At 61.4% G+C, this 22,803-nt stretch carries 24 protein-coding genes; 14 read left to right on the top strand and 10 right to left on the bottom strand.

Annotated elements, in window-relative coordinates; translation table 11 throughout:
- The first annotated feature begins 70 nt into the window (after positions 1–70).
- The 8 genes from O5O48_RS00375 (at position 71) to O5O48_RS00340 (ending at position 8,789) form a co-directional block, all read left to right on the top strand.
- Entirely contained in the window at positions 71–625 is a 555-nt protein-coding gene (locus O5O48_RS00375; RefSeq protein WP_269687809.1) for a GNAT family N-acetyltransferase, read from the top strand.
- A 307-nt stretch (positions 626–932) separates the two neighbouring features.
- Positions 933–2,225 (top strand): D-arabinono-1,4-lactone oxidase, encoded by a 1,293-nt coding sequence (locus O5O48_RS00370; RefSeq protein WP_269687808.1) that lies wholly within the window; start codon positions 933–935, stop codon positions 2,223–2,225.
- Positions 2,222–3,448, top strand: coding sequence for an alanine racemase (locus O5O48_RS00365; protein ID WP_269687807.1), 1,227 nt, complete (start codon positions 2,222–2,224; stop codon positions 3,446–3,448). The genes O5O48_RS00370 and O5O48_RS00365 overlap by 4 nt, the downstream gene beginning before the upstream one ends.
- Before the next feature lie 131 nt (positions 3,449–3,579).
- A complete protein-coding gene (locus tag O5O48_RS00360) occupies positions 3,580–4,281 on the top strand; it encodes a hypothetical protein (protein WP_269687806.1) in 702 nt (233 codons plus the stop codon).
- Positions 4,282–4,445: 164 nt separating this feature from the next.
- Positions 4,446–5,417 (top strand): NAD(P)H-dependent flavin oxidoreductase, encoded by a 972-nt coding sequence (locus tag O5O48_RS00355; RefSeq protein ID WP_088275597.1) that lies wholly within the window; start codon positions 4,446–4,448, stop codon positions 5,415–5,417.
- Between the two features lie 52 nt (positions 5,418–5,469).
- On the top strand, positions 5,470–5,943 hold the full coding sequence (locus O5O48_RS00350) for a winged helix-turn-helix transcriptional regulator (RefSeq protein ID WP_269687805.1): 474 nt from the start codon (positions 5,470–5,472) through the stop codon (positions 5,941–5,943).
- Between the two features lie 111 nt (positions 5,944–6,054).
- Positions 6,055–7,392: a tetratricopeptide repeat protein gene (locus tag O5O48_RS00345; RefSeq protein ID WP_269687804.1), complete on the top strand. Its 1,338-nt coding sequence runs from the start codon at positions 6,055–6,057 to the stop codon at positions 7,390–7,392.
- Positions 7,393–7,565: 173 nt separating this feature from the next.
- Complete coding sequence (locus O5O48_RS00340) at positions 7,566–8,789, top strand: 3-hydroxyacyl-CoA dehydrogenase (protein ID WP_088275591.1); 1,224 nt, start codon at positions 7,566–7,568, stop codon at positions 8,787–8,789.
- A 214-nt stretch (positions 8,790–9,003) separates the two neighbouring features.
- Here the strand turns inward: O5O48_RS00340 and O5O48_RS00335 are convergent, their stop codons facing one another.
- Genes O5O48_RS00335 through purM form a run of 3 tightly spaced genes read right to left on the bottom strand, consistent with a single transcriptional unit; the run spans position 9,004 to position 11,511 of the window.
- On the bottom strand, positions 9,004–9,771 hold the full coding sequence (locus tag O5O48_RS00335; protein ID WP_088275589.1) for a DUF3108 domain-containing protein: 768 nt from the start codon (positions 9,769–9,771) through the stop codon (positions 9,004–9,006).
- Positions 9,772–9,782: 11 nt separating this feature from the next.
- The gene (gene purN, locus O5O48_RS00330) at positions 9,783–10,442 is read right to left on the bottom strand and encodes a phosphoribosylglycinamide formyltransferase (RefSeq protein ID WP_269687803.1); all 660 of its coding nucleotides are present in this window, start codon (positions 10,440–10,442) and stop codon (positions 9,783–9,785) included.
- Between the two features lie 4 nt (positions 10,443–10,446).
- Positions 10,447–11,511, bottom strand: coding sequence for a phosphoribosylformylglycinamidine cyclo-ligase (purM, locus tag O5O48_RS00325; RefSeq protein ID WP_088275585.1), 1,065 nt, complete (start codon positions 11,509–11,511; stop codon positions 10,447–10,449).
- 269 nt (positions 11,512–11,780) lie between these two features.
- On the opposite strand from purM, the gene O5O48_RS00320 reads away from it, so the two are divergent.
- Genes O5O48_RS00320 through hda form a run of 3 tightly spaced genes read left to right on the top strand, consistent with a single transcriptional unit; the run spans position 11,781 to position 14,742 of the window.
- Complete coding sequence (locus tag O5O48_RS00320) at positions 11,781–12,863, top strand: DUF2066 domain-containing protein (RefSeq protein ID WP_269687802.1); 1,083 nt, start codon at positions 11,781–11,783, stop codon at positions 12,861–12,863.
- 50 nt (positions 12,864–12,913) lie between these two features.
- Positions 12,914–14,029: an AI-2E family transporter gene (locus O5O48_RS00315; protein ID WP_269687801.1), complete on the top strand. Its 1,116-nt coding sequence runs from the start codon at positions 12,914–12,916 to the stop codon at positions 14,027–14,029.
- Positions 14,029–14,742, top strand: coding sequence for a DnaA regulatory inactivator Hda (gene hda / locus O5O48_RS00310; protein ID WP_088275579.1), 714 nt, complete (start codon positions 14,029–14,031; stop codon positions 14,740–14,742). The genes O5O48_RS00315 and hda overlap by 1 nt, the downstream gene beginning before the upstream one ends.
- Before the next feature lie 35 nt (positions 14,743–14,777).
- Here the strand turns inward: hda and O5O48_RS00305 are convergent, their stop codons facing one another.
- The 3 genes from O5O48_RS00305 to arsC are packed head-to-tail and all read right to left on the bottom strand — an operon-like array spanning position 14,778 to position 16,145.
- Positions 14,778–15,188, bottom strand: a complete 411-nt coding sequence (locus tag O5O48_RS00305; protein ID WP_088275577.1) for a DUF2069 domain-containing protein — start codon at positions 15,186–15,188, stop codon at positions 14,778–14,780.
- Positions 15,181–15,798, bottom strand: a complete 618-nt coding sequence (wrbA, locus tag O5O48_RS00300; RefSeq protein ID WP_269687800.1) for an NAD(P)H:quinone oxidoreductase — start codon at positions 15,796–15,798, stop codon at positions 15,181–15,183. The genes O5O48_RS00305 and wrbA overlap by 8 nt, the downstream gene beginning before the upstream one ends.
- Positions 15,795–16,145 carry an arsenate reductase (glutaredoxin) gene (gene arsC / locus O5O48_RS00295; RefSeq protein WP_269687799.1) on the bottom strand — a complete coding sequence of 117 codons (351 nt, stop codon included), beginning with the start codon at positions 16,143–16,145 and terminating at the stop codon, positions 15,795–15,797. Before arsC ends, wrbA begins: the two co-directional genes overlap by 4 nt.
- Before the next feature lie 85 nt (positions 16,146–16,230).
- Between arsC and O5O48_RS00290 the strand changes: the two genes are divergently transcribed.
- Genes O5O48_RS00290 through O5O48_RS00280 form a run of 3 tightly spaced genes read left to right on the top strand, consistent with a single transcriptional unit; the run spans position 16,231 to position 18,236 of the window.
- Positions 16,231–17,505, top strand: coding sequence for a YihY family inner membrane protein (locus O5O48_RS00290; protein WP_233049243.1), 1,275 nt, complete (start codon positions 16,231–16,233; stop codon positions 17,503–17,505).
- Positions 17,502–17,960, top strand: a complete 459-nt coding sequence (locus tag O5O48_RS00285; protein WP_228247354.1) for a TlpA family protein disulfide reductase — start codon at positions 17,502–17,504, stop codon at positions 17,958–17,960. Before O5O48_RS00290 ends, O5O48_RS00285 begins: the two co-directional genes overlap by 4 nt.
- A 3-nt stretch (positions 17,961–17,963) precedes the next feature.
- Positions 17,964–18,236 (top strand): acylphosphatase, encoded by a 273-nt coding sequence (locus tag O5O48_RS00280; protein WP_088275567.1) that lies wholly within the window; start codon positions 17,964–17,966, stop codon positions 18,234–18,236.
- 1 nt (position 18,237) lies between these two features.
- On the opposite strand, the gene O5O48_RS00275 is transcribed toward O5O48_RS00280, so the two are convergent.
- The 4 genes from O5O48_RS00275 to O5O48_RS00260 form a co-directional block, all read right to left on the bottom strand.
- A complete protein-coding gene (locus tag O5O48_RS00275) occupies positions 18,238–18,813 on the bottom strand; it encodes a lytic transglycosylase domain-containing protein (RefSeq protein ID WP_088275563.1) in 576 nt (191 codons plus the stop codon).
- Between the two features lie 3 nt (positions 18,814–18,816).
- Positions 18,817–19,521 (bottom strand): hypothetical protein, encoded by a 705-nt coding sequence (locus O5O48_RS00270; RefSeq protein ID WP_228247356.1) that lies wholly within the window; start codon positions 19,519–19,521, stop codon positions 18,817–18,819.
- Positions 19,521–21,254: a proline--tRNA ligase gene (locus O5O48_RS00265; RefSeq protein WP_228247357.1), complete on the bottom strand. Its 1,734-nt coding sequence runs from the start codon at positions 21,252–21,254 to the stop codon at positions 19,521–19,523. The genes O5O48_RS00270 and O5O48_RS00265 overlap by 1 nt, the downstream gene beginning before the upstream one ends.
- A gap of 150 nt (positions 21,255–21,404) precedes the next feature.
- Positions 21,405–22,658 carry an OprD family porin gene (locus O5O48_RS00260; protein ID WP_269687798.1) on the bottom strand — a complete coding sequence of 418 codons (1,254 nt, stop codon included), beginning with the start codon at positions 22,656–22,658 and terminating at the stop codon, positions 21,405–21,407.
- Positions 22,659–22,803 lie beyond the last annotated feature (145 nt).

The raw sequence follows: 22,803 nt of genomic DNA, 5'->3' as shown, positions 1-22,803 counted from the left end.
GCAAGCAGTTCAGGCACTGCCTAACTGAGCCTGCTTGGCTGCCCGAGCGATTTTGCTGGAGCGTACCTATTTGAACGAGCGAGATTATTCCGGGATGGTCAAACTCCAGAGGGCTGATGCAGGTTCGGTAAGCGAGTTCAAAGCGGCGCTTCAGGATTCGTTCCGAATCGCTGCTGAAGCAGACTCAGGTGAGCCACTTGAAGAACCGATCCCTTCTGATGCGGACATAGAGCAGGCTATCGCTGCTACCGGGGCTGCTACATATTGGATCGTGGCTGACGATCAGCGTGTCGGTGGTGCAGTGGTGGTGATAGATGAAATAAGCAATCAAAACGCATTGTCGTTTTTTTTCATTTCCACCAGCCGGCAGAGCCGTGGGCTAGGGCTGCAAGCCTGGAAAGCAATCGAAAAAGCGTATCCAAATACCAAGTCTTGGGAAACTGTCACCCCATATTTTGAGAAGCGGAACATTCATTTCTATGTAAATAGGTGTGGTTTCAAGATTGTTGAGTTTTTCAACAAGTTTAATCCAGACCCAAACCAGATTCCGCCCCCGGCTGATCAACAAGGCGATGTCGATGACATGTTCCGGTTTGTGAAGAGTATGGACGCTGAAAGCGCCTGATGTCGGGAGGACGCCACTGAATTGCCTGACAATGCGCTGTTGGCGTATCTCCGTTTCGTGCCGCTGGGCATCTTTATGCTGCAGACCAGTTGGACTTTTGCTCGCTTGGGGCCACAACCGGCTTGAGCGGTGAACAGCTTGTGACAGCCTGCCAGCCTTTTCACTGATCGTAATTCACCGCGCTGCCCGCCTTTTTCTGCCTTCCTTGCCCCCTTGTTCCTGGCTCCATCTCGCGTAATGATCGAGCTGACGCAGCAGTGTACTGCGTCTCCCGGTCCCAGGCCGGGGCCAATGATAAGGAGGCGGTATGACGGAGTCTGCGGGGATGCCGCAAGCGTGGCGCAACTGGTCCGGATCGCAGCAGTCGGTGCCTGCTCGCTGGTGGCGTCCGGGCAGCGAGGACCAGCTGGTTGCGCTGTTGCAGAGCTCGAGCGGTGAGGTTCGGGTGACCGGGGCGGGGCATTCGTTCAGTGCGCTGTGCAAAACGGCAGGGAATCTGGTTTCCCTTGAGCATCTGAACGGGCTGGTCTCCCACAACGCTGAACGTCTGACCGCCACCGCGATGGCGGGCACGCCGTTGCATGAATTGGGCTCTTTGCTCTGGCCGCTCGGGCAGGGGCTGATCAATCAGGGCGATATTGATGCGCAGTCGTTGGCAGGGGCGTGCGGCACCTCTACCCACGGTACCGGGTTGGGCCTGGGGGCGTTCTCTGCACTGGTGCGTGGATTGCGGCTGGTGACGCCGAGCGGTGAGGTGATCGACGCTGACTCCTCGCACAATGCGGACATTCTGCAGGCGGGCGCAACCTCGCTTGGTGCGCTGGGCGTGATCACCCGGATTACTCTGCAAAACCGCTCCAGTTATCACCTGGCCGAGCGTGAGTACCTGCTGCCGCTGACTGAGGTGCTGAGCTGTTTTGAGGGGCTTGCGCGGGATAACCGCCACGCCGAGTTTTGGGCGTTTTTCCGCACCGACAGGGCTGTCGTGAAGGTGCTGAACGAGTCAACCGAGCCGCCGACTGCAAAGCCCCGTTTCAATCTGCCCGTCGACAGGGTGCTCGATATCACCTCACGGATTGCCCATGGCGTGGCAGGCGCAGATGCGTTGATGCAGCGGCTGTTGACCGCGCTGCACTCGGAGGTGCGCCGAGTCGGGCGCTCCTACCAGATTTTCCCCAGCCCGCGGGCGTCGCGCTTTAATGAAATGGAATACGAGCTGCCGTTGGCACGCGGACTGGAATGCGTGGAAGAGGTGCTGGCGACGGTCAAGCGTTCATCCTTGCGTACGTTGTTTCCGCTGGAGTACCGCACGGTGGCGGCAGATGAGGCCTGGCTCTCGCCGTTCTACGGGCGTGACAGCGCGTCCATCTCGATTCACCAGCATGTCTGCACGGATTACCGCCCACTGTTCAACCTGGTGGAGCCGATTTTCTGGAAGTACGGCGGGCGTCCCCACTGGGGCAAGCTGCATTCGCTGGATGCGGTGCGACTGGCCGAGCTGTATCCGCGTTGGGATGACGCGAGGCGAGTCCGTGAGCGTCTGGATCCGCAAGGTCGTATGCTCAACGCCCATTTACGCAAGCTGCTGGTGCTGCCATGAGTACGCATGATGCCTATTTCAGCAGGCTGCAGGCGGCGCTGCAGGCGGAGGGTGAGCTGCTGCCGCGGCTGATCGTCGATCTGGATCGGCTGGATCATAACATTGATCAGGCGGTGGCCTTTGCCGCGCAGGCCGGCAAGGCGTTGCGGCTGGTGGAAAAGTCGCTGCCGTCGTTCCAACTGCTTGATTATATTGCCCGGCGAGCGGGTACCCGGCGGTTAATGTCGTTTCACCAACCCTTTCTCAATCTCGACGCCCGGCACTGGCCGGATGCCGACATCCTGCTTGGCAAGCCGCTGCCGGCGGCGCTGGCCGAACGTTTCTATCAGCTGCATCAGGGCGGGTTTGATCCACAGCGGCAACTGCAATGGCTGATCGATTCGTCTGAGCGGCTGCAGCAGTATCTGGCGCTGGCGCAGCGGCGCGGGATTCGTCTGAACGTGAATCTCGAGCTGGATGTAGGTCTGCATCGTGGCGGCATTCCGGAAGGGGAGGCCGGTGCAAGGATGTTGCGTGAGATTTTGCGGACGATCGAACAGTACCCGCAGCACCTGGCCTTTACCGGTTTTATGGGGTACGAGCCACATGTGGCGATGGTGCCGCGCCTGTTCGGATCGCCGGCCCGGTTGCTGGCGCAGGCGATGGCGACCTATCAGGCGCGGGTGGAGCAGGTGCAGCGGGAGGCGCCGGATCTGTGGGCTCAGGCGTTGGCAGCGGACGGTCAGCCGCCGCTGACGTTGAACACCGCAGGCAGCCCTACCTATCGACTGCACGATCAGGAGCAGCTCAGCAACGAGCTGGCGCTCGGCAGCGGGCTGCTCAAGCCTGCGCATTTTGATCTGCCGAGTCTGGCCGATCACTTGCCGGCGCTGTTTATCGCTACGCCGGTGCTCAAACGTGCGCCTTCGCTGAGCCTGCCCGGGCTTGGTCGCTTGCCCCGGCTGCTGTCTCGTCTGTCTGGTCGGGGCCGTGAGGCGATGTTTGTCTACGGTGGCAACTGGCTGGCCGACCCGGTCTCGCCTGGCGGTTTGGCGCCGAGTGCACTTTATGGCAGCAGCTCCAATCAGCAGTTGTTGCTGGCATCCACCAATACGGCGCCGCAGCTTGATGAGCTGGTATTCCTGCGTCCTCGCCAGAGCGAAGCGGTACTGTTGCAATTTGGGGATCTGCTGGCGGTGCGCGGCGGACAGGTCGTCGAGCGCTGGCCGGTGTTTAATGGCTGATTGGCGCCGCAGGTTTGCGCTGGATCACGTCTGCGATGGCTGGTGCCTGCAGCACTGTACTCGGGCGCTAGCATGAATAAACGGTAAACAGGCCGGCTCGGGATGAGCAGTGAGAGAACAGGGAGCGTTGCATGCGAGCAGATCAGGAGGATCGTCCGCGTCGTTCGGGCGGGGCGGGCGCGTCGATTGGCCGGGTGGCGAGCCGGCTGTTCTGGATTGGGGTGGTATTGTTGCTGGTGCATGTTGGCCGCCCGGACTGGCTGCCCGCTGCGCGTGACCAGCTTGTCGCCGCGCTTTCGCTGGTGCCTGCGCAGGTGTCGGTAACTCATACTCCCGAGGAGGCTCCTGCCAAACAGGCCCCCGCCGAGACGCCGCCGCTGGCAGACTCGCAGACCGCTGCGGGGCAGCAGGTTGCCCCGGTCGTCCGGGCCGAGGCACCCGGCGGGCGCCAGACGTCCTTCAATGACGACAACTATGTGCCCCGGCCGCTGGTGAATGTGATGGAGTCGAGTCATGTTCGCCAGTATGCGCAATCACAGCCGCGACGCATTGAACAGCCGCGTCAGCGTGGTCTGAACGGCACGGGGACTGCCACCTTCTACTGGGAGGATGCCCGTGGTCGGCGCAGCCGCTGGCAAACCGCCTACAGCTATCGCAACAGCCTGATCGATACGGCCAGCTTCTGCAGCAACTATCGCCGCGGCTCGATTGACTACCGCACCTGTCGCAAGGGCGCGAAGGCCTGGCTGGGGGAGCGTTGCGGTAACGGCAACCGGGTGGCAGGGGAGCGGCAGCGCATGTACTGCCATGCCCATAGCGGGTTCGGTCTGTAATCGCGGTGCTTTATTCACCCGGTTTGTTGGCTGATATTTCAGGTCTGCCGTTGGGCAGGAGGTGCCTTGCTTTTTGCTGGTGAAGGATTTAGCTTCTGGATCCGAAGCTAAATCACTGGTCGGCGCGACCGACCCGTCATGTCCCAGCAAGAGGCGAGAATAAAGTGAAAACACGTATTACAGAACTGTTCGGCATTCAGCACCCGATCCTCCAGGGCGGCATGCACTGGGTAGGTTTTGCCGAACTGGCGGCTGCCGTTTCCAACGCTGGCGGTCTGGGTACCATTACTGGTCTGACCCAGAAGACCCCGGCCGATCTGGCCAACGAAATCGCCAAATGCCGGGAACTGACCAGCAAGCCGTTCGCCGTCAACCTGACCTTCCTGCCGACCGTCAATGCGCCGGACTACCCGGGCTACATCGATGCCATCGTCAAGGGCGGCGTCAAGATCGTTGAAACCGCAGGCCGCAGCCCGCAGGAATACATGCCGCTGCTGAAAGACGCAGGCATCAAGGTCATTCACAAGTGCACCTCGGTTCGCCACTCGCTCAAAGCCCAGTCCATCGGCTGCGATGCGGTCTCGGTTGACGGCTTCGAGTGTGGCGGTCACCCGGGTGAAGACGATATCCCGAACATGATCCTGCTGCCGCGCGCTGCCGACGAGCTGGAAATCCCGTTTGTTGCTTCCGGCGGTATGGCTGACGGCCGCTCGCTGGTTTCGGCCATGGCGCTGGGCGCTGAAGGCATGAACATGGGTACCCGGTTCATCGCCACCAAGGAAGCGCCGGTTCACGAGAACGTCAAGCAGGCGATTGTCGCGGCTTCCGAGCTGGACACCCGTCTGGTCATGCGCCCGCTGCGCAACACCGAGCGCGTTCTCAACAACGCGGCTGTTGAGCGTATCGTCGAGAAAGAGAAGGCACTGGGCGACAAGCTGACCTTCGCCGATATCATCGATGAAGTTGCCGGTGTCTATCCACGCATCATGCAGAACGGTGAGATGGATCTGGGCGCCTGGTCCTGCGGTATGGTGGCCGGCCTGATTCATGACATTCCGAGCTGTGAAGACCTGATCGAACGCATCATGAAGCAGGCCGAAGACATCATTCGCGCCCGTCTGGTGTCGATGCTGTAATCGGATTGCCGCCTGGCATTGTGCCGGGCGGCGTCCCTGTCAGGACGTTGCTATGCCGACCACCCACATCGACTGCAGTGTTGTGAAAACCGCCGAGATCATCGGCGAGTGGTGGTCGCTGCTTATTCTACGCAATGCCTTTCATGGCATGCGTACCTTCGATGCTTTCCAGCGCCAGCTGGACATCTCCAGCAGCGTGCTCAGCGCCCGGTTGAAAAAGCTCACCGAGGCGGGCGTGCTGCAGAAAGTGCCATCGGCGGCTGACGGGCGCTCGTTCGAGTACCGCCTGACGCCCGCTGGCATGGACCTCTATCCGATCATTATTGGCCTGATGCAGTGGGGCGAGAAGTGGCGCCCCAACGGCAAGGGTGACCGCATGCTGCTGCTGGAAAAGGCGAGCGGTCTGCCCATTCGGGGAGCGGAGGTATTATCGGACGATGGTCGCCCGCTCAAGGCCTGGGAGGTCGAAGTGCAGGCCGGGCCCGGCGCTGATGACTATGTGCGTCAGTTGGTCGGCGAGGCCTGACTGGCGCACGATTTCGCCTGTTCGGGGTGGGCATCGGCGCTTACTTGGGTATCATTTGCCGACGCTCCGCGTGCTGCGCGGCCCCCTCACAGTCACAGGGATGGTTAATCAATGAAAGCTACCTCACTGCTTGCGCTGGGTCTGACCGGTGCCTTGCTCTCCGCGCCGTTGCAGGCGGTTACCGAGTACGACAAGAAGGGCGACCTGCGTACCCAGATCACCCAGTGGATCAATCAGGCGCTCAACGGTGATGCCCAAGCCCAGCGGGAACTGGCGCAGCGTTTCTACGATGGTGACGGTGTCGAGCAGGACTACGCCAAGGCCTTCGAGCTCTACAGCGAAGCGGCTGCCCAGGGGGATGCCGAGGCCCAGTTCTCCGTAGCCTACATGTACGACATGGGTGAGGGCGTCGAACTGGATGACCTCAAGGCCATCGAGTACTACACCCTGGCCGCCGAGCAGGGTAACGCGGCTGCCCAGTTCAACCTGGCGCTGATGTACGACGAGGGCGAGGGTGTGCCGGTGGATGACCTCGCCGCCATTGAGTGGTACCTGCGCGCGGCAGAGCAGGGCCACGCTGACGCGCAATACAATCTGGCACTCATGTACGACGAGGGTGAAGGTGTGCCGGTCAATGACAGCAAGGCCGCCGAGTATTACCTGATGGCGGCTCAGCAGGGCCACGCCGATGCCCAGTACAACCTGGCGCTGCTGTACGACCTGGGCGAGGGTGTGCCGCTGGATGACCGCGAGGCCATTCGCTGGTACACCGCTGCGGCCGAGCAGGGTGATGCCGCCGCGCAATACAACCTGGCGATCATGTACGACGAGGGCGAAGGCGTGCCGGTGGATGATCGGCGTGCTATCGGGTGGTACCGCAAGGCCGCCGAGCAGGGGCACACGGATGCCCAGTACAACCTGGCGCTGATGTACGACGAGGGTGAAGGCACCAAGGTGGACGATGCCGAGGCCATCAACTGGTATACCTTTGCCGCCGAGCAGGGGCATGCCAAGGCCCAGTACAACCTGGCGCTGATGTACGACGAAGGGGAAGGTACCGCCGAGGACAATCAGGCAGCGATCAAGTGGTACACGGCCGCGGCTGAGCAGGGCGAGCGTAATGCCCAGTACAACCTGGCGATCATGTACGACGAAGGCGAAGGCACCCGCGAGGATAACGGCGAGGCGATCAAGTGGTACACCGCTGCCGCCAGTCAGGGTGAGGCAAGCGCCATGTTCAATCTGGCCATCATGTATATGAACGGCGAGGGCATTCGTACCAACAATGCGATGGCCTACATGCTGTTTGCACTCAGTGCCGGGCAGGGGCTTGAGGGAGCGCGGGAGGCGCGTGACGTGATGGCCGAGGAACTGAGTGCCAGCCAGCTCAAGACGGCCCGGCGTGCTGCCGCCGAATGGACGGTCGGTGAGGCGCTGCCCTCACTCTGAGCACTGTCGTTGTCTTATTCATGCCGTGAATAAGTTTTATCAGTTTGGCGGGGGTCCAATCCGGACGCAATTTGCGTACTGTATCGGTCCCCGCAGAACGGCCGGTGGGCCGCCTTTGCACACCGAACAGTCTTTGCACTTCATCTTGCTCACATTATCCGGAGGTAGCTGACATGGCTGCGTTTGAAGATATCAAGAAAGTTGGCGTTATCGGCGCTGGCACCATGGGTCGCGGCATCGTGATGAACTTCGTCAACGCCGGTTACCCGGTCACCTGGCTGGACGTCAATGGCGAGATGCTGGAGAAGGGCCTGGTCGAGATCGCCGCGGTCTACAAGCGCTCGGTTGCCCAGGAGCGTTTTGACGATGCCGAAGCGCAGGCGCGTGTTGCCCGTATCAGCACCACCCAGGACTACGCAGATCTGGCCGACATGGACCTGGTGGTTGAAGCCGTCTATGAAAACATGGATCTGAAGAAAAAGATCTTCGCCGAGCTGGACAAGGCGGTTAAGCCGTCCGCGATTCTGGCCACCAACACCTCCTATCTGGATATCGACGAAATCGCGTCCGCGACCCAGCGTCCGACCCAGGTTCTGGGTCTGCACTTCTTCAGCCCGGCGCACATCATGAAGCTGCTGGAAGTCGTTCGTGGCAAGGCTACTGCCCAGGACGTCATGGACGCCTGCCTGGCTGTTGGCAAGAAGATCGGCAAGGAAGCAGTCCTGGCCGGCAACTGCCACGGCTTTATCGGCAACCGCATGCTGGAAAAATACTCCCGCCAGTCCCGCGAAGTGGTACTGGAAGGTTCCACCCCGTGGGAAGTCGACCAGGCGCTGCAGGGCTTCGGCATGGCGATGGGCCCCTACCGCATGTACGACGTCGTGGGTGTTGACCTGGGCTGGCGTTCCCGTCAGCTGGCCGGCATCGGTCGCGGCGAGCCGATCGTGTGGCTGGACAACAAGCTGTGTGAAATGGAGCGTTTCGGTCAGAAGAGCGGCCACGGCTTCTACAAGTACGAAGCAGGCAGCCGTCAGGCGATCCACGATCCGGAAACCGACATGATGGCCCGTGAAGTGGCTGAAGAAGCCGGCTACACCGCCCGTGACGTATCTGCCGAGGAAATCGTGACCCGTTGCATCCTGGCGCTGGTCAACGAAGGTGCGCGCATTCTGGACGAAGGCTTCGCCGAATCCGCTGAAGACATCGACCGCGTTTACCGCTTTGGTTACGGCTTCCCGGCTGACCGCGTAGGTCCGATGGCGTACGCCGACAGCCTGGGTCTGGACAAGGTGCTGGCCGAAATCCGCGCGCTGGAAGCCGAGCGTGGCGAGTTCTGGAAGCCCGCTGCCGGTCTGGTCAAGCTGGCCGAAGCTGGTGGTCGCTTCACCAAGGCCTGATCGAGCTGATTAAAAAAGCCGCGGCAGCTTGCGCTGTCGCGGTTTTTTTTGATTTTTCACAGAGGTCGAGCGGGCTGGCGGGACAACGGCGGACACGCTGCGCTTGGTTCGCCCTGCGGGCTGGCGCCCTAGCTTAGGGTGGACTAAGCCGAAGGCGTGTCCATCAGAGCGGCATCAGGCCAACACAGGTGTCCGCCGATCAGGCGTCGCCTTGTTACTTGTGGCTCACCGGTATGCCGGTCACGGTCTGGCCGTTGACGGTCGCTTCCTTGAGCATGATCTGATAGTGCTGGCCGTCGGTTTCGATCTGGCTCAGGCGCACCAGCAGGTAGTTCCAGTCCTTGGCAAACCACAGAGTGGTTTCGCGGCGGGCGTCGGGCTCGCGTACCCGTTCAACCTCTACCGCATCAAACTGTCCGGCTTTGGTGGTGACCCGTTCTTCGCCAACCACTCGGAACGCGTATTCTTCCACTTCATCGCCGTCGACTACGCGGTAGGTCATGTCTGTCTTGCCGGCGGCCAGATCCGCCTGCAGCGCAAGCTGGTAGGTAGTCTTGTCGAGCAGGCCGGGTTCGGTTGGCAGGCTGAACGATTCACCCTTGTAGGTGCCGGTCACCTGCGCCTGGGGCCAGTCGAAGTGCTGCAGGATTTCCTTGCCCCGGCCCAGGCCGCGACGCTCGTAGTGATACGTCAGTGGTTGAATCCGGTCGTCGGCTACCCGCAGCGTGCTTTGCTCGGTCAGCCGGGCAACAAACATGCTGGCACTGAAAGACAGGTTCCAGCTGCCGTCATCATTGGCTTGCAGGCTGTGAATGGCTTCGCCGTTGACCGGAATGTTTTTCATGTCGGCGGCGTAGCTGGCGCTGAACGGCTGCAGCTCGATAGCGCCGGCGGCACTGGCACTCAAGCCGAGGAGCAGGGCCGCGAGGGGCTTGATGAATCGATTGTGCGTTATCTTTTTAATAGTCGTGTTGGCATGCATCTGGTCTTTTCTCATCTGCCGGATTCGATGTCTTCCAGTCTTAACCCGCTGGGCGGAATGGGCGTGCCATCGAGGCATGCCTGATCCCCTTCCAGGCGCAGGCGCCCGGTTGCAAACCAGCGCGCCGCGAGCGGGTACAAAGCGTGTTCCTTTACCTGTACGCGGGACGCCAGACTGGCGGCATCGTCGTCAGGATGAACGGTTACGCGTCCCTGTATGACTACCGGACCGCCATCAAGTTCTTCGGTGACGAAATGAATACTGGCCCCGTGCTCTTCATCACCCGCATCCAGTGCCCGCTGATGGGTCTGCAGGCCCTTGTGGCGGGGCAGTAGCGAGGGGTGAATGTTGAGCAGCCTGCCACGGTAATGTGTCACAAAGTCGGCAGTGAGAATGCGCATGAAGCCGGCGAGCAGCACCAGATCCGGCTGAAAGGCGTCAATTTCAGCGATCAGCGCCCGATCAAAGGCTGCCCGATCGGCAAACTCGCGGTGGTCGAGGGCACGGGTCTGGATGCCGGCGTTGCTGGCGCGTACCAGTCCATAGGCCTCGGCCTTGTTGGAAATGACTGCAACGATCTCGGCTGGCGCGTCGGCGCCGGCGAGATCGTCGATCAGTGCCTGCAGGTTGGTGCCTGACCCGGAGATCAGGACAACAATACGGCTGCGCACGATATTAGTTGCCGTGCTGCAGAACAACCGCTTCGGCGCCGTCCGCGCCGCTGGCGATACGGCCAATCACCCAGGGCTGCTCGCCAGCGTCGCGCAGGCTTTGCAGAGCGGCTTGGGCCTGTTCCGCAGCCACACAGATGACCATGCCCACGCCGCAGTTCAGCACGCGGTGCATTTCGGTTTCGTCAACATTGCCCTGCTCCTGCAGCCAGTTGAACACGGCCGGACGCTGCCAGCTGGCCAGATCAATGATTGCTTGCGAGCCTTCCGGCAGAACGCGCGGAATGTTCTCCAGCAGGCCACCACCGGTGATGTGGGCCATGGCTTTCACGGCGCCAGTCTGCTTGATCAGTTGCAGCAGGGCCTTGACGTAGATGCGGGTCGGCGCCATCAGCAGTTCGCTCAGTGGCTTGCCGTCGAGCTGGGTGCTGTGGATGTCGATACCGGCGACTTCGATGATCTTGCGGATCAGCGAGTAACCGTTGGAGTGCGGGCCGGAAGACGGCAGGGCGATCAGGGTGTCGCCGTCGATGACCTTGCTGCCGTCGATGATGTCGGCCTTTTCGACCACACCAACGCAGAAACCGGCCAGATCGTAGTCTTCGCCTTCGTACATGCCGGGCATCTCGGCGGTTTCGCCGCCAACCAGAGCACAGCCGGCGAGTTCGCAGCCGGCGCCGATGCCGGTTACAACCTGGGCGGCAACGTCCACGTTCAACTTGCCGGTGGCGTAGTAGTCGAGGAAGAACAGCGGCTCGGCGCCACAGACCACCAGGTCATTGACGCACATGGCAACCAGGTCGATGCCGATCTGGTCATGCATGTTCAGGTCCATGGCCAGACGCAGCTTGGTGCCGACGCCGTCTGTGCCGGAAACCAGTACCGGCTGGCGGTAGCCTTCGGGAATTTCACACAGGGCGCCGAAACCACCCAGGCCGCCCATTACTTCCGGACGCGCGGTGCGCTTGGCAACGTGCTTGATACGGTCGACCAGGGCGTTACCGGCGGCGATGTCCACACCGGCGTCTTTGTAGCTGATCGAGGGTTTGGAAGGCGTCTGGCTGCTCATGAGCGGATCTCGAACTGTGAAAAAAAGGATAGGTCTCGACACGCCTTGGTTGCTGTGCGGGCAGGCGCTTTCGAATAGCGGCATAGTCTACCAAGTCATGCCCGGCAGAGCCATGCCGAACGCGGTCTGCCGACGTGCTGCGTGCCTTGCGCGGCGCTGGCCTGCGGCAAGCCGGTTGCCGCGCCTGCAAGGCTTGTTTAATGTAGCGGGTCAAAACCTTCGCAGCGTCATGGCTGTGAGAACGCCCAGCTACCCTGACGGAAGTGTTCATGCCTCTGTTGCGCAACGCCTGTATTGGCCTTTTCTCTCTCTGTCTGCCCCTGCTGTCGCAGGCTGCAGTCGTTGAATCCTTGTACCAGGTTGATGTGCCGCCGCGCGCAGAGGCTGATCAGGCTGCCCAATTGCAGGTGGCCGCGCAGGTGATGCTGGAGCGGCTTGCCGGTGCAAACGCCAAAGTCGACAGCGGCCCGCTGGCCGAGATTCTGGCGCAGCCTGGCCAGGTGACCAGACAGATTGGCTCGCTGGGTGAGGATGGGGCGCTGCGTGTCGAGTTTGACCCGCTTCTGCTGCGCGACGCGCTGGGCAAGGCGAAGGTGCCGGTACTGGGTCGCAATCGGCCCGGCATACTGGTCTGGGCGGTAGAAGGCGACGCTTACAGTCAGGATTTTTTGGCTGCCTCAGGCGAAATGGGGCAGGCATTGCAGACTGCGGCCCGGTATCGGGGCGTGGTGCTGACTCAACCACTGGCCGATCTGCAGGATCGTGCCGGTGTCAGCGAACAGGATGTGCTTGATGCCGATCAGGCGGTGCTGGCAGAGGCCAGCCAGCGTTACGCCAGCGAGGGCGTGCTGGCGCTGACAGTCGCTCGGGAGGACGACAGCTGGGCGCTGAGCTGGACCTTCTGGCTCAATGATCGCAAGCTGACCGGCAAGGCTGAGAATCCGGATCCGCTGGCCGTGGCCGACGAGCTGATGCGGGCAGTAGCCGCCGAGGTACACCAGCAGTATGCGGTGGGTGGCGTATCCAGCGCTGCGCCGGTAGCGGGCTGGGTGCTGGAGGTCAGCGGCATCAACAGTATTGATGCCTTTGCCGATCTGCAGCGCACCTTGCAGCAGTTGGGCATGGAGACGCTGCCAAGTCTGTTGTCGGTGCAGGACGATCAGGTACGTTTCCGCGTCGACTTTGCCGGCGACCGTGCCCAGCTTGAGCGCATGTTGATGCTGGACCAGCGCCTTGTCGAGGTTGATGCTCCCGAGGTCGAAACGGCGCCGACCGAGTCGCTGGCTGAAACGGCGCCGTCTTCAGCGGAGGCGGCAGAGCAGGGCGATACCCTGTATTATCGCTGGCGCTGAGCGCAGGTCGCGCTTGGGCGGCCTATCCAGAGGCTTTTAAGGACGACACCATGACCTCGGACTATCGCTGGTACTGGGCCGCTGGCCTCGCGGCGCTGCTGGCACTGATCTATTTTCTGCAGCCCATTCTGGCGCCTTTTCTGATTGGCATGCTGCTGGCTTACCTGGGTGACCCGCTGGTTGATCGACTGGAAGCGCGCGGGTTGTCCCGCACCCTCGGCGTAGTTGTGGTCTTTGCTGTGGTGACGGGCATATTGATCGCGGCGCTGCTGATACTGATTCCCCTGCTGGGGCACCAGATCGCCACCCTGCGCTCGAATGTGCCAGCGATGATCGACTGGTTTCACAGCGCCGCCTTGCCCTGGGTTGAAGCACGGCTTGGTGTGCAGGTCTCTGACTTCAGGCTCGATAGCGTGCGCGAGAGTCTTGCCGACAATCTCGGCAAAACCGGTGGCGTGCTGGCTACGGTAATTGCGCAGGCCACCCGTTCGACCATGGCGCTGGTCACCTGGACGGCCAATCTGGTGATGATTCCGGTCGTCGGGTTTTACCTGCTGCGCGACTGGGATGTGATCGTCGCCCGGTGCCGGGAGATGTTGCCCCGTCGTCAGGAGCCGCTGATCGTCAAGCTGCTGGGAGAGTGCGACGAGGTGCTCGGCGCGTTCATTCGCGGCCAGTTGCTGGTTATGACCTGTCTGGGCGTTATCTACTGGCTTGGCCTCTGGCTGGTCGGTCTGGATCTGGCGCTGCTGATCGGGATGCTCGCCGGTCTGGCCAGTATCGTGCCCTACCTGGGCTTTTTTGTCGGTATTTGTGCGGCGCTGATCGCTGCGGTATTCCAGTTTGGTGACCTGTTCCATCTGGTCGCAGTGGTAGCGGTGTTCAGTGTCGGCCAGATGATTGAAGGGATGGTGCTGACGCCGCTGCTGGTGGGTGATCGTATTGGGTTGCACCCGGTCGCCGTTATCTTTGCCATCCTTGCCGGCGGGCAGTTGTTCGGTTTTGTCGGTATCCTGCTGGCGCTGCCGATTGCGGCGGATGTCATGGTGCTGCTGCGCCATGTCTATCGGCACTATCGCGCCTCGGCCGCTTATGGCGAACCGTTGGCGGAAAATTATGAAGTCGACACCGTGCGTGTCGAACTGGATGAGGAAGAGCAGCGCTGATGTCTGCAGGACAACCCGTTCAACTGCCGCTGGGGATTAAACTGAGGGACGAGGCGACCTTCGCCAGCTACTACCCGGGGCCCAATGCCACCGTGCTGGCGGCAACCCGCGCGTTCGCTTCGTTGCAGTCGGCGGTGCCTGAGTGTTGCCTGTTTCTTTGGGGAACCGAGGGTACCGGTCGCACCCACTTGCTGCAGGCGGCGTGTCATGCGCTGGCAGACGAGGGCGGATTGGCCATGTATCTGCCGCTCGATGAGCTGGCTGACGAAGGTCCGCTGCTGCTGGAAGGGATGGAGTCGGTCGACTTGCTGTGTCTGGACAAGCTGGAGGCAGTGGTCGGCAGGCCTGACTGGGAAGAGGCGCTGTTCCATCTCTACAACCGCCTGCGTGAGCAGGGCGGTCGACTGCTGGTGGCTGCTGCGGCTGCACCCAGAGCGCTGGGGCTGAAGCTGCCCGATCTCGAGTCGCGACTGGGGTGGGGGCTGGTATTCCAGCTGCAGCCGCTGGACGATGAGGGCAAGCAGGAGGTGCTCAAGTTGCGTGCGGCCCAGCGCGGCCTGCAACTGGGCGACGATGTTGCTCGCTACATTCTCAGTCGGGGTGCCCGCGGCATGGGTGAGCTGTTTGCTGCGCTAGAGACGCTGGATCAGGCATCGCTGCGCGATCAGCACCGTCTGACCATTCCCTTCGTCAAGCGGGAGATGGGCTGGTAGCCGCAGCTCCCGCGTATCTGCCCGGGCGGCTCCGCTCAGGTTTCCCCTCGCTCGACGCGTTGCGCCTGAAAGCTCCAGCGGATGTAGTACAGCGCCGCAACGAAATACAGCACGCTGAACCCGGCCATGAACAGCCCGTAGCCCAGGCGTCCGGGCTGAAAGCAGATCAGCACGCCCTGAATGAAATACAGGTTGATGGCAAAACTGAGCCAGGCGTGGGTGCGCACGTGGCCGGTGATAATGCCGGGCAGGAAGATCAGCAGTGGCAGCAGCTGAACGCCAATGATAATCACCGGATTGGCGCCGTGCAGATCGGCCACCAGCAGGTTGTAGCCGAGCATGCCAAGCACCAGTCCGGCATAGCCGACCAGCGCGATCAGCCGGCTGACGCGGCAGCGCGGTTGCAGGTAGGCCAGCGACGGCAGGGGTTTTTTCTCTCTAGCCACCGATCTGTGCTCCTGCTGCCAACTGGCGGGTGATGCTGCCGACCCGTTTGCCGAGTGCGCGGCACAGCTGGCTTTCGTGGTTATCGAGCCGGCGTTCGCCCTGTGCGCCGGCATGGTGGCTGGCGCCGTAGGGCGTGCCGCCGCCGCGGGTTTCGGTCAGCGCACTTTCGCTGTACGGCAATCCGACCAGCAGCATGCCGTGGTGCAGCAACGGCAACTGCATCGACAGCAGCGTGGCTTCCTGGCCGCCATGCAGGCTGGCGGTGGAGGTGAATACCGCAGCCGGTTTGCCGTTCAGGTTGCCGGCCAGCCACAGGCTGCTGGTGCCATCAATAAAATGCTTGAGCGGGGCAGCCATGTTGCCGAAGCGGGTCGGGCTGCCAAGAATTAGTGCCGAGCAGTGCTTGAGGTCGTCGCTGGTGCAATAGACGGCGCCATCTTCCGGCACCGGTGGCAGACTGGCTGTGGTCTCGGGCGCAACCGGCGGCACCGTGCGAACCCGCGCCTCGATACCGCTCTGCTCGACACCCTCGGCAATCAGTCGCGCCATCTCGGCGGTTGCGCCATGACGGCTGTAATACAGCACTAGAACGTACCCGGACTGGCTCATGCGAACAGCTCCAGCACGCGCTCGGGCGGGCGCCCGACAACCGCCTTGCCGTCATGGATGACGATCGGACGTTCGATCAGCTTCGGGTAGTCGACCATGGCCTGCACAAGCTGCGCTTCGCTCAGCTCGGGGTTGTCCAGATTCAGTTCCTTATACGGATCTTCGCCCTTGCGCATCAGTTCGCGGGCGCTGAGCCCCAGGCGTTCGAGCAGGTCAACCAGGGTGGCGGCGTCCGGCGGGGTTTCCAGATAGCGAACAATGTCGATCTCGGTACCACGCTGCTCGAGCAGTTCCAGTGCCTGACGGGATTTGGAACAGCGCGGATTGTGAAAGATGGTAGTGGTCATCGGGAGGTGCTCCGTGTGACGGTGGCCTGAGTCAGGGTTGGGGGGTATTCTAAGCGTTAATGCCTCGGGCTGTCAGGGAGATGGAATGCCGCGCCAACTGAATCTGTTTCTGCATTTCGTTCGTTATCTGGTGCGCCGCTTTCTCGAAGACAATTGCATCAAGAATGCGGCCGCATTGACCTATACCACGCTGTTTGCGGTGGTGCCGGTCATGACGGTGGCCTACGCCATGCTGGCGGCGATCCCGGCGTTCGATCAGGTGGGCGGGCAGGTTGAGGCGTTCATCTTCAAGAATTTTTTGCCTGCCAGTGGCGAAGCGTTGCAGCGTCATTTGAGCGAGTTTTCGACCCAGGCCCGGCAGCTGACCGGTGTGGGTGTTGCGTTGTTGATGATTACCGCGTTGCTGATGCTGGTGAACATCGAAAAGGCGTTTAACGCCATTTGGCGGATTCGCCAGCCACGCCGGGGCCTGTCGAGCTTTCTGCTCTATTGGGCGGTGTTGAGTATCGGGCCGTTGTTGCTCGGTGCCGGCTTTGTCGTCAGTACCTATATCGCTTCCATCTCGCTGTTTCAGCAGGGCGCACTCTTGGGGTCGGTCTGGAGTCAGGTCCTGCTGTTGCTGCCAGTCCTGCTCAGCATCGCTGCCTTTACGCTGATCTTTGTTGCGGTGCCCAACACCCGCGTGCCTCTGCGCTATGGTCTGGTCGGTGGCGTGTTTGTTGCGCTGCTGTTCGAGGCGGCCAAGGCCTGCTTTGGGGTCTACGTCAAACTGTTCCCCGGTTATCAGCTGATTTACGGTGCGTTTGCCGCAGTGCCACTGTTTCTGCTGTGGATTTATGTCAGCTGGCTGATCATCCTGCTGGGCGCCGAGCTGGTCAGTAATCTGGGTAATGGTCATGCCTGGCGTCGCCCGGAGTATCCGTGGATGATCAATCTGCTGGTGCTGTTGCGGGTTTTTCTCATCGCCCAGCAGCGCGGGGAGCAGGTGGACCAGGCACGGGTCAACGCCGCCGGCTGGGTGATGCACGAGGAGTTGTGGCTGCAGCTGACCGATTGGCTGGAGGGTGAGCAGGTCGTGACTCGAACTCAGAATGGCAGCTTTGTACTCTGCCGGGATCCGGACACGCTGGAGCTGAACCGGCTTCTGGAGCGTATGCCGGTGCCCCCGGTTACCCATGAGGAGCTGCCAGCGGCGCTGCCGGCGGGCGAGGACTGGTATCCGGCTTTCAGTGAAGCGCTGGCGGAGGCGGATCAGGCGCGCAGGGCGCGGCTGCAGGGGAGTGTACGGCAGTGGCTGCTGGGCGACTCCCTTTCGGCCGCTGTGCCGGCCGCTGTTTCGGCGAAGAAGGAGACCACATGACACTGTGCAGATTTATGCTGTTGCTCAGCGCCGCGCTGCTGCTGAGCGGCTGTGATCGTTCGGTTGGCTGGCTTGATCATCAGGGCGTGGCGCTGGACCGGGAGCAGCTGCAGGGCCAGCGCGTGCTGGTCAATTTCTGGGCCGAGTGGTGTGCACCATGCCGGGATGAACTGCCGGAGCTAAATCGTCTGGCCGCCGAGTTGCCGCGCGGGGGGGTTATCGGCATTGATTATGATGGCGCCACTGGTGAGCAGTTGCAGGCGGTTGTCACGCGAATGGATATTCGCTTTCCGGTGCTGGGAGCCGAGTTTGCCAGTGCCTACGGTCTGCCGCGCCCACAGGTGCTGCCGACAACCTACTTGCTGGATGGCGAGGGCGCGATCCTGGCTACATTGCAGGGGCCGCAGCATTACGATGACTTGAAGCCGTTGATGGCAACCGAAGCGGGGGAGTGAGCGATGAGTGATATCTGTCTGCAAGGGCGGGTAGTGGGCAAGGTGCAGGGAGTCGGCTTTCGTCAGGCGACGGTGCGCGAGGCTTCACGTCTGGGGATCAGTGGCTGGGTGCGTAATCAGTCGGACGGCAGCGTCGCGGTGCTGCTGTGTGGAGCCGAGGATGCGCTGGAAGCGATGTCCGGCTGGCTGCAGCGCGGCCCGGCGCGCGCAGAGGTTGAGCGTGTCGAGCTGGAAGCCTGCGTCTGGCAGGACATAGCCGGCTTTGTTCAGCTCTGATTCAGTCCTTGACGTACCAGTAGCTGTACCAGTAATCGAGTACGCGGTCGGGGTAGCGGTTGCTTCCCAGACTGCCGTTGTAGCGCGCCAGCGCGCGACGCAGGTTGCCATTCTCCTTGTCCAGATAGAACTTGAGGATGGTGCAGCCGTATTGCAGATTGGTCGCCAGATCAATCAGGTTATCGTCCGGCCGACCAATCTCCGCTTTCCAGAACGGCATGACCTGCATGACGCCCTGGGCCCCAACGGACGACAGCGCATAGGGATCGAACAGGCTTTCGGCGTGCATCACGGCAATCACCAGATCCGGCTTTAGTCCGGCGCGCTTGGCGGCCTGGTGAGCCAGTCGCAGCAGTCGCAGCCGTGCCTGCTCGTCGGGGATGAAGGGGGCCATGCGGGTCGACATGTCGAGTAGCCAGACTTCGGCGTCAAAGCGATCCTGGAAACTGTCGGCACTGGCAATGGTGCGCATCAGCTCGGCGCGCAGCTCGGGGTCTACCGGTGTCGGTTCGGTCGACGCCTGGAGCTGACTGCACGCCAGCCAGCTCAGGAGAAACAGCACCATCCCTGGGCGCATGCCTTACTCCTGATGCTGCAGACTGTTGTCGAGGGCCTGGATGAACTCGCCCTGAAGGTGCGGGTCGCCAGTGGTCAGCAGAATCAGCATGTTCTCCAGCTGACTGGCTTCTTCCTTGAGTCCCAGCTCGCTTAACCGGTGAATGCGCTTGACCCACTGCTCTACGTCGTCTTCCTCAAGGTTGTCGTAGATCAGCTCCGAGGCTTCATGCAGTACCGTGCGTAACTCGCGGTCAACCAGCAGCACTGCTTCGGCGTGGACTTCTGCGCTGGCGCGCGCGTCGAACTCAATGGTGCGGAGCTGATCGAAGTCGACGGGTACGATGTCTTCGTCAAGCAGGTTGAGACGGAACGTGCCTTCGCTGTCTGTCTCGCGCTGGACCTGCAGCTCACCGAGCTGGATATCCACCGTGCGGTTCGCCCAGGGCAGACTCTGATACTGACGGTGCTGGTCCAGCAGGGTGCCACCGGCATCGTACTGGCTGACCCGGAACAGCCGGTTTTCGCTGATGCGAATGCTGCGATGTGGCGTGTCGAGTACCCGGGGCTCGCCGGTCTCGATATGCAGGGTGTGGCTGAGCAGCTCGCGTTCGATATGGCCGGACGCGGGTTCTTGGGGTTCGTTTACGCTGCAGGCTTGCAGTGTGGCCAGCAAGGCGCTGGCCCACAGCAGGCGACTGCCGGTAAGGGCATCCAGTCGGCGCGGCATCATTTTCCCTGAATGCGCTCCAGCAGATAGTTCAGCATCTGATCGGCAGCCACGCTGGTGGCGTCCTGATCGCGACGATACTTGTACTCTAGCTGGCCTTCAGCCAGGCCGCGGTCGCTGATGACCACGCGGTGCGGAATGCCGATCAGGTCCATGTCGGCAAACTTGACGCCGGGGCTGGTTTTCTTGTCGCGGTCATCCAGCAGTACCTCAACGCCGGCGGCCTGCAGGCCTTCGTAGAGTGCCATGGTCGCCTGCTGTACGGCTTCGGAGCTTTCCATTTTCATCGGGATCAGGGCAACCTGGAACGGCGCCAGGGCGTCCGGCCAGAGAATGCCGCGGTCGTCGTAGTTCTGTTCGATAGCGGCGGCCACCACGCGGGAAACGCCAATGCCGTAGCAACCCATGATCAGGGTCTGGCTCTTGCCCTGCTCGTTGAGCACGGTGCAGTTCATTGCCTGGCTGTACTTCTGGCCCAGCTGGAAGATGTGGCCCACTTCGATGCCGCGCTTGATCACCAGTGTGCCGTTGCCGTCCGGGCTGATATCGCCTTCGACGACATTGCGCAGGTCGGCAACCCGGGTGTACTGGGCGTCACGTTCCCAGTTCACGCCGGTGTAGTGCTTGCCGTCGACGTTGGCACCGCAGACGAAGTCCGCCAGATGAGCAGCGCTGTGGTCGGCAATGACGGTGATCGGCAGCTTGACCGGGCCAATGGAGCCGGGCTTGCAGCCAATGGTAGAAACAATTTGCGCTTCGCTGGCGAAGGTCAGCGGCGCGTGCACTTCGGGCAGATGCTCGGCCTTGATCTCGTTCAGCTCGTGATCGCCGCGCAGTACCAGCGCCACCAGCGGCTGGGGTTTGCCTTCCTCTTCGCTGCCAAGCACGATCAGGGTCTTGACCGACTGCTCGGCCGGCACCTTGAGAAATTCGCTGACCGCAGCGATGGTCAGCTGGTCCGGGGTATCGACCAGTGTCATCGGCTGGCTGGCAGCCGGGCGTTCGCCCTGCGGCAGTTGAGCGGTGGCCTTCTCCATGTTGGCGGCGTAGCTGCCGGTGTCGGAGAAGATGATCGCGTCTTCGCCAGAGTCTGCCAGCACGTGGAATTCGTGCGAGCCTTCACCGCCGATAGAGCCGTTGTCGGCGACTACCGGGCGGAATTCCAGGCCCAGGCGGCTGAAGATGTTGCAGTAGGCCTGGTACATGCCGTCGTAAGTCTGCTGCAGCGACTCCTGGGTCAGATGGAAGGAGTAGGCATCCTTCATCAGAAATTCACGGCCGCGCATCAGGCCAAAACGTGGACGAATTTCGTCACGGAATTTGGTCTGGATCTGGTACATGTTGATCGGCAGCTGCTTGTAGCTGGTGATCTCGTTACGGGCCAGGTCGGTGATCACTTCCTCGTGGGTCGGGCCTACGCAAAAGTCGCGGTCGTGGCGATCCTTCAGGCGCAGCAGCTCCGGGCCGTATTGCTCCCAACGACCGGATTCCTGCCACAGCTCTGCTGGCTGGATGGCTGGCATCAGCACTTCCAGGGCGCCGGCCTTGTCCATCTCCTCACGCACTACAGCTTCTACCTTGCGCAGCACTCGCAGCCCCATCGGCAGCCAGGTGTACAGGCCGGAGGCGATTTTGCGGATCATGCCTGCACGCAGCATCAACTGGTGGCTGATGACGGTGGCGTCGGAGGGTGTCTCCTTGAGGGTAGAAATCAGATATTGACTGGTACGCATGGGAAACAGGTGTCCTGATGTGACGGGCAATTTGGGCGGTATTGTACGATTGTGCCGGTAAGCCGTACAGCCCGCGCGGCAGTGCGGTGGGTGAGAGACGCAGAAACAGAAAACCCGGCCGGAGCCGGGTTTTCCCAAGTACCTGGAGGCTTACAGCAGAGTCCAGGTGTAACCAACAATCAGGCGGTTCTCGTCGACGTCGCCGCCGTCGAGGTTGGCATCCTGACGGATGGTGGCGTTACGCCAGCGCACATTCAGACCTTCCAGGAAGCCGTTCTGTACGGTGTATTGCAGCTCGGTGTTACGCTCCCAGCGGGAGTCGCGATCAATGCCGACATAGTCGGTATCGATGCTGCTGCTGGTGATGTAACGGGTCATGAAGCTCAGGCCCGGGATGCCCATGCCGGCGAAGTCGTAGTCATAGCGAGCCTGATACGACTTCTCGTCCTTGGCGTTGAAGTCAAGGTACTGGATGGAGTTGGCCAGATAGATGTCGCCATCGGTGTAGTAGTAGCCAGCATCACCGCGCATCTGCTGGTAGGCAACGCCGAACGCATGGTAGCCGGTGTTCAGGGTAACCGACAGGGACGCTGCCTGGTTGTCTACTTCATCGCCGTCGGTACTGTCTTCGTCGCTGGTGTCATAGTACGCCAGGCTGGTGCTCAGGCTGGTGCCTTCGCTCAGCGGCAGGGTCCAGTCGGCGCCCACGAAGTAGCGATCATAGAAGTCTTCGGCTTCTGCACCGTACAGCGAGACGCTGAGGTTGTCGTTGAAGCTGTAGGTACCGCCAGCGTAGGTCAGGTTCTCGTCTTCACGCAGCGCGCCATCGGTTTCGCTGGAGTCGTTCCTCTCGCTGCGATCAGTCAGGCGACCGGCTTCGACGAACAGACCGTCGATGGAGCTGTTGGTGATGCTGTAGCCCTGGTAGTGGTTCGGCAGCAGACGGGCGTCGTCGTAGTAGGCAACCGGGTTTTCCGGCAGATGGACGCCATAGCGTACAACGGTGTCTTCCAGAATGGCGACTTTCACAGCGCCGCGGATTTCCGAATATTCATCCTTGGCTGAACCGTCATCGTCCAGCTCAAGCAGGCGTGTGCCGGAACGGCCGCGACCGCTGTCCAGCTTGATGCCCTGCATGGCAAGAACGTCGGCACCGAAGCCGATCGGGCCCTGGGTGAAGCCGGACTGGAAGTTCAGCAGGAAGCCGGTAGCGGTCTCGTCTGCCTTGCTCTGGCCGGCAGTGTTGTCACGAAAATCGCGGTTGAAGTAAACAGTGCGGTTGCTCAGGGTGGCGGAAGCGCCTTCCACGAAGCCTTCGCCCTCTGCCATTGCCTGGCTTGCAATCAGGCCGTTGCCAGCGGCAACTGCCAGTGCGAGCGTACTCCATTTAACTGCGTTCTTCATTGGTGTGCTCCTTTGATATAAAGAAATCCTTTAGGCTCTAGCGGCCTGGTTTCTTGTTTTCGCTCTATATTTAAGCACCGATGTGCCAATGGCGAAAGCAAGCGCCTTAAAAAACAGCGTTTTGTCGGGGAATGTCTATAAAATA

Origin of the sequence: Halopseudomonas sp. MFKK-1, from assembly GCF_027474385.1 — a bacterium.
Lineage (GTDB): Bacteria > Pseudomonadota > Gammaproteobacteria > Pseudomonadales > Pseudomonadaceae > Halopseudomonas > Halopseudomonas aestusnigri.
This window is presented reverse-complemented; position numbering and strand designations above follow the sequence as displayed.

Excerpts from the sequence above, each read along its gene's own strand:
- O5O48_RS00370 (WP_269687808.1), top strand. The coding sequence starts at position 933 with ATGACGGAGTCTGCGGGGATGCCGCAAGCGTGGCGCAACTGGTCCGGA.
- O5O48_RS00365 (WP_269687807.1), top strand. The coding sequence starts at position 2,222 with ATGAGTACGCATGATGCCTATTTCAGCAGGCTGCAGGCGGCGCTGCAG.
- O5O48_RS00360 (WP_269687806.1), top strand. The coding sequence starts at position 3,580 with ATGCGAGCAGATCAGGAGGATCGTCCGCGTCGTTCGGGCGGGGCGGGC.
- O5O48_RS00350 (WP_269687805.1), top strand. The coding sequence starts at position 5,470 with ATGCCGACCACCCACATCGACTGCAGTGTTGTGAAAACCGCCGAGATC.
- O5O48_RS00345 (WP_269687804.1), top strand. The coding sequence starts at position 6,055 with ATGAAAGCTACCTCACTGCTTGCGCTGGGTCTGACCGGTGCCTTGCTC.
- O5O48_RS00340 (WP_088275591.1), top strand. The coding sequence starts at position 7,566 with ATGGCTGCGTTTGAAGATATCAAGAAAGTTGGCGTTATCGGCGCTGGC.
- O5O48_RS00335 (WP_088275589.1), bottom strand. The coding sequence starts at position 9,771 with ATGCATGCCAACACGACTATTAAAAAGATAACGCACAATCGATTCATC.
- purM (WP_088275585.1), bottom strand. The coding sequence starts at position 11,511 with ATGAGCAGCCAGACGCCTTCCAAACCCTCGATCAGCTACAAAGACGCC.
- O5O48_RS00320 (WP_269687802.1), top strand. The coding sequence starts at position 11,781 with ATGCCTCTGTTGCGCAACGCCTGTATTGGCCTTTTCTCTCTCTGTCTG.
- O5O48_RS00315 (WP_269687801.1), top strand. The coding sequence starts at position 12,914 with ATGACCTCGGACTATCGCTGGTACTGGGCCGCTGGCCTCGCGGCGCTG.
- hda (WP_088275579.1), top strand. The coding sequence starts at position 14,029 with ATGTCTGCAGGACAACCCGTTCAACTGCCGCTGGGGATTAAACTGAGG.
- wrbA (WP_269687800.1), bottom strand. The coding sequence starts at position 15,798 with ATGAGCCAGTCCGGGTACGTTCTAGTGCTGTATTACAGCCGTCATGGC.
- arsC (WP_269687799.1), bottom strand. The coding sequence starts at position 16,145 with ATGACCACTACCATCTTTCACAATCCGCGCTGTTCCAAATCCCGTCAG.
- O5O48_RS00290 (WP_233049243.1), top strand. The coding sequence starts at position 16,231 with ATGCCGCGCCAACTGAATCTGTTTCTGCATTTCGTTCGTTATCTGGTG.
- O5O48_RS00285 (WP_228247354.1), top strand. The coding sequence starts at position 17,502 with ATGACACTGTGCAGATTTATGCTGTTGCTCAGCGCCGCGCTGCTGCTG.
- O5O48_RS00280 (WP_088275567.1), top strand. The coding sequence starts at position 17,964 with ATGAGTGATATCTGTCTGCAAGGGCGGGTAGTGGGCAAGGTGCAGGGA.
- O5O48_RS00275 (WP_088275563.1), bottom strand. The coding sequence starts at position 18,813 with ATGCGCCCAGGGATGGTGCTGTTTCTCCTGAGCTGGCTGGCGTGCAGT.
- O5O48_RS00270 (WP_228247356.1), bottom strand. The coding sequence starts at position 19,521 with ATGCCGCGCCGACTGGATGCCCTTACCGGCAGTCGCCTGCTGTGGGCC.
- O5O48_RS00265 (WP_228247357.1), bottom strand. The coding sequence starts at position 21,254 with ATGCGTACCAGTCAATATCTGATTTCTACCCTCAAGGAGACACCCTCC.
- O5O48_RS00260 (WP_269687798.1), bottom strand. The coding sequence starts at position 22,658 with ATGAAGAACGCAGTTAAATGGAGTACGCTCGCACTGGCAGTTGCCGCT.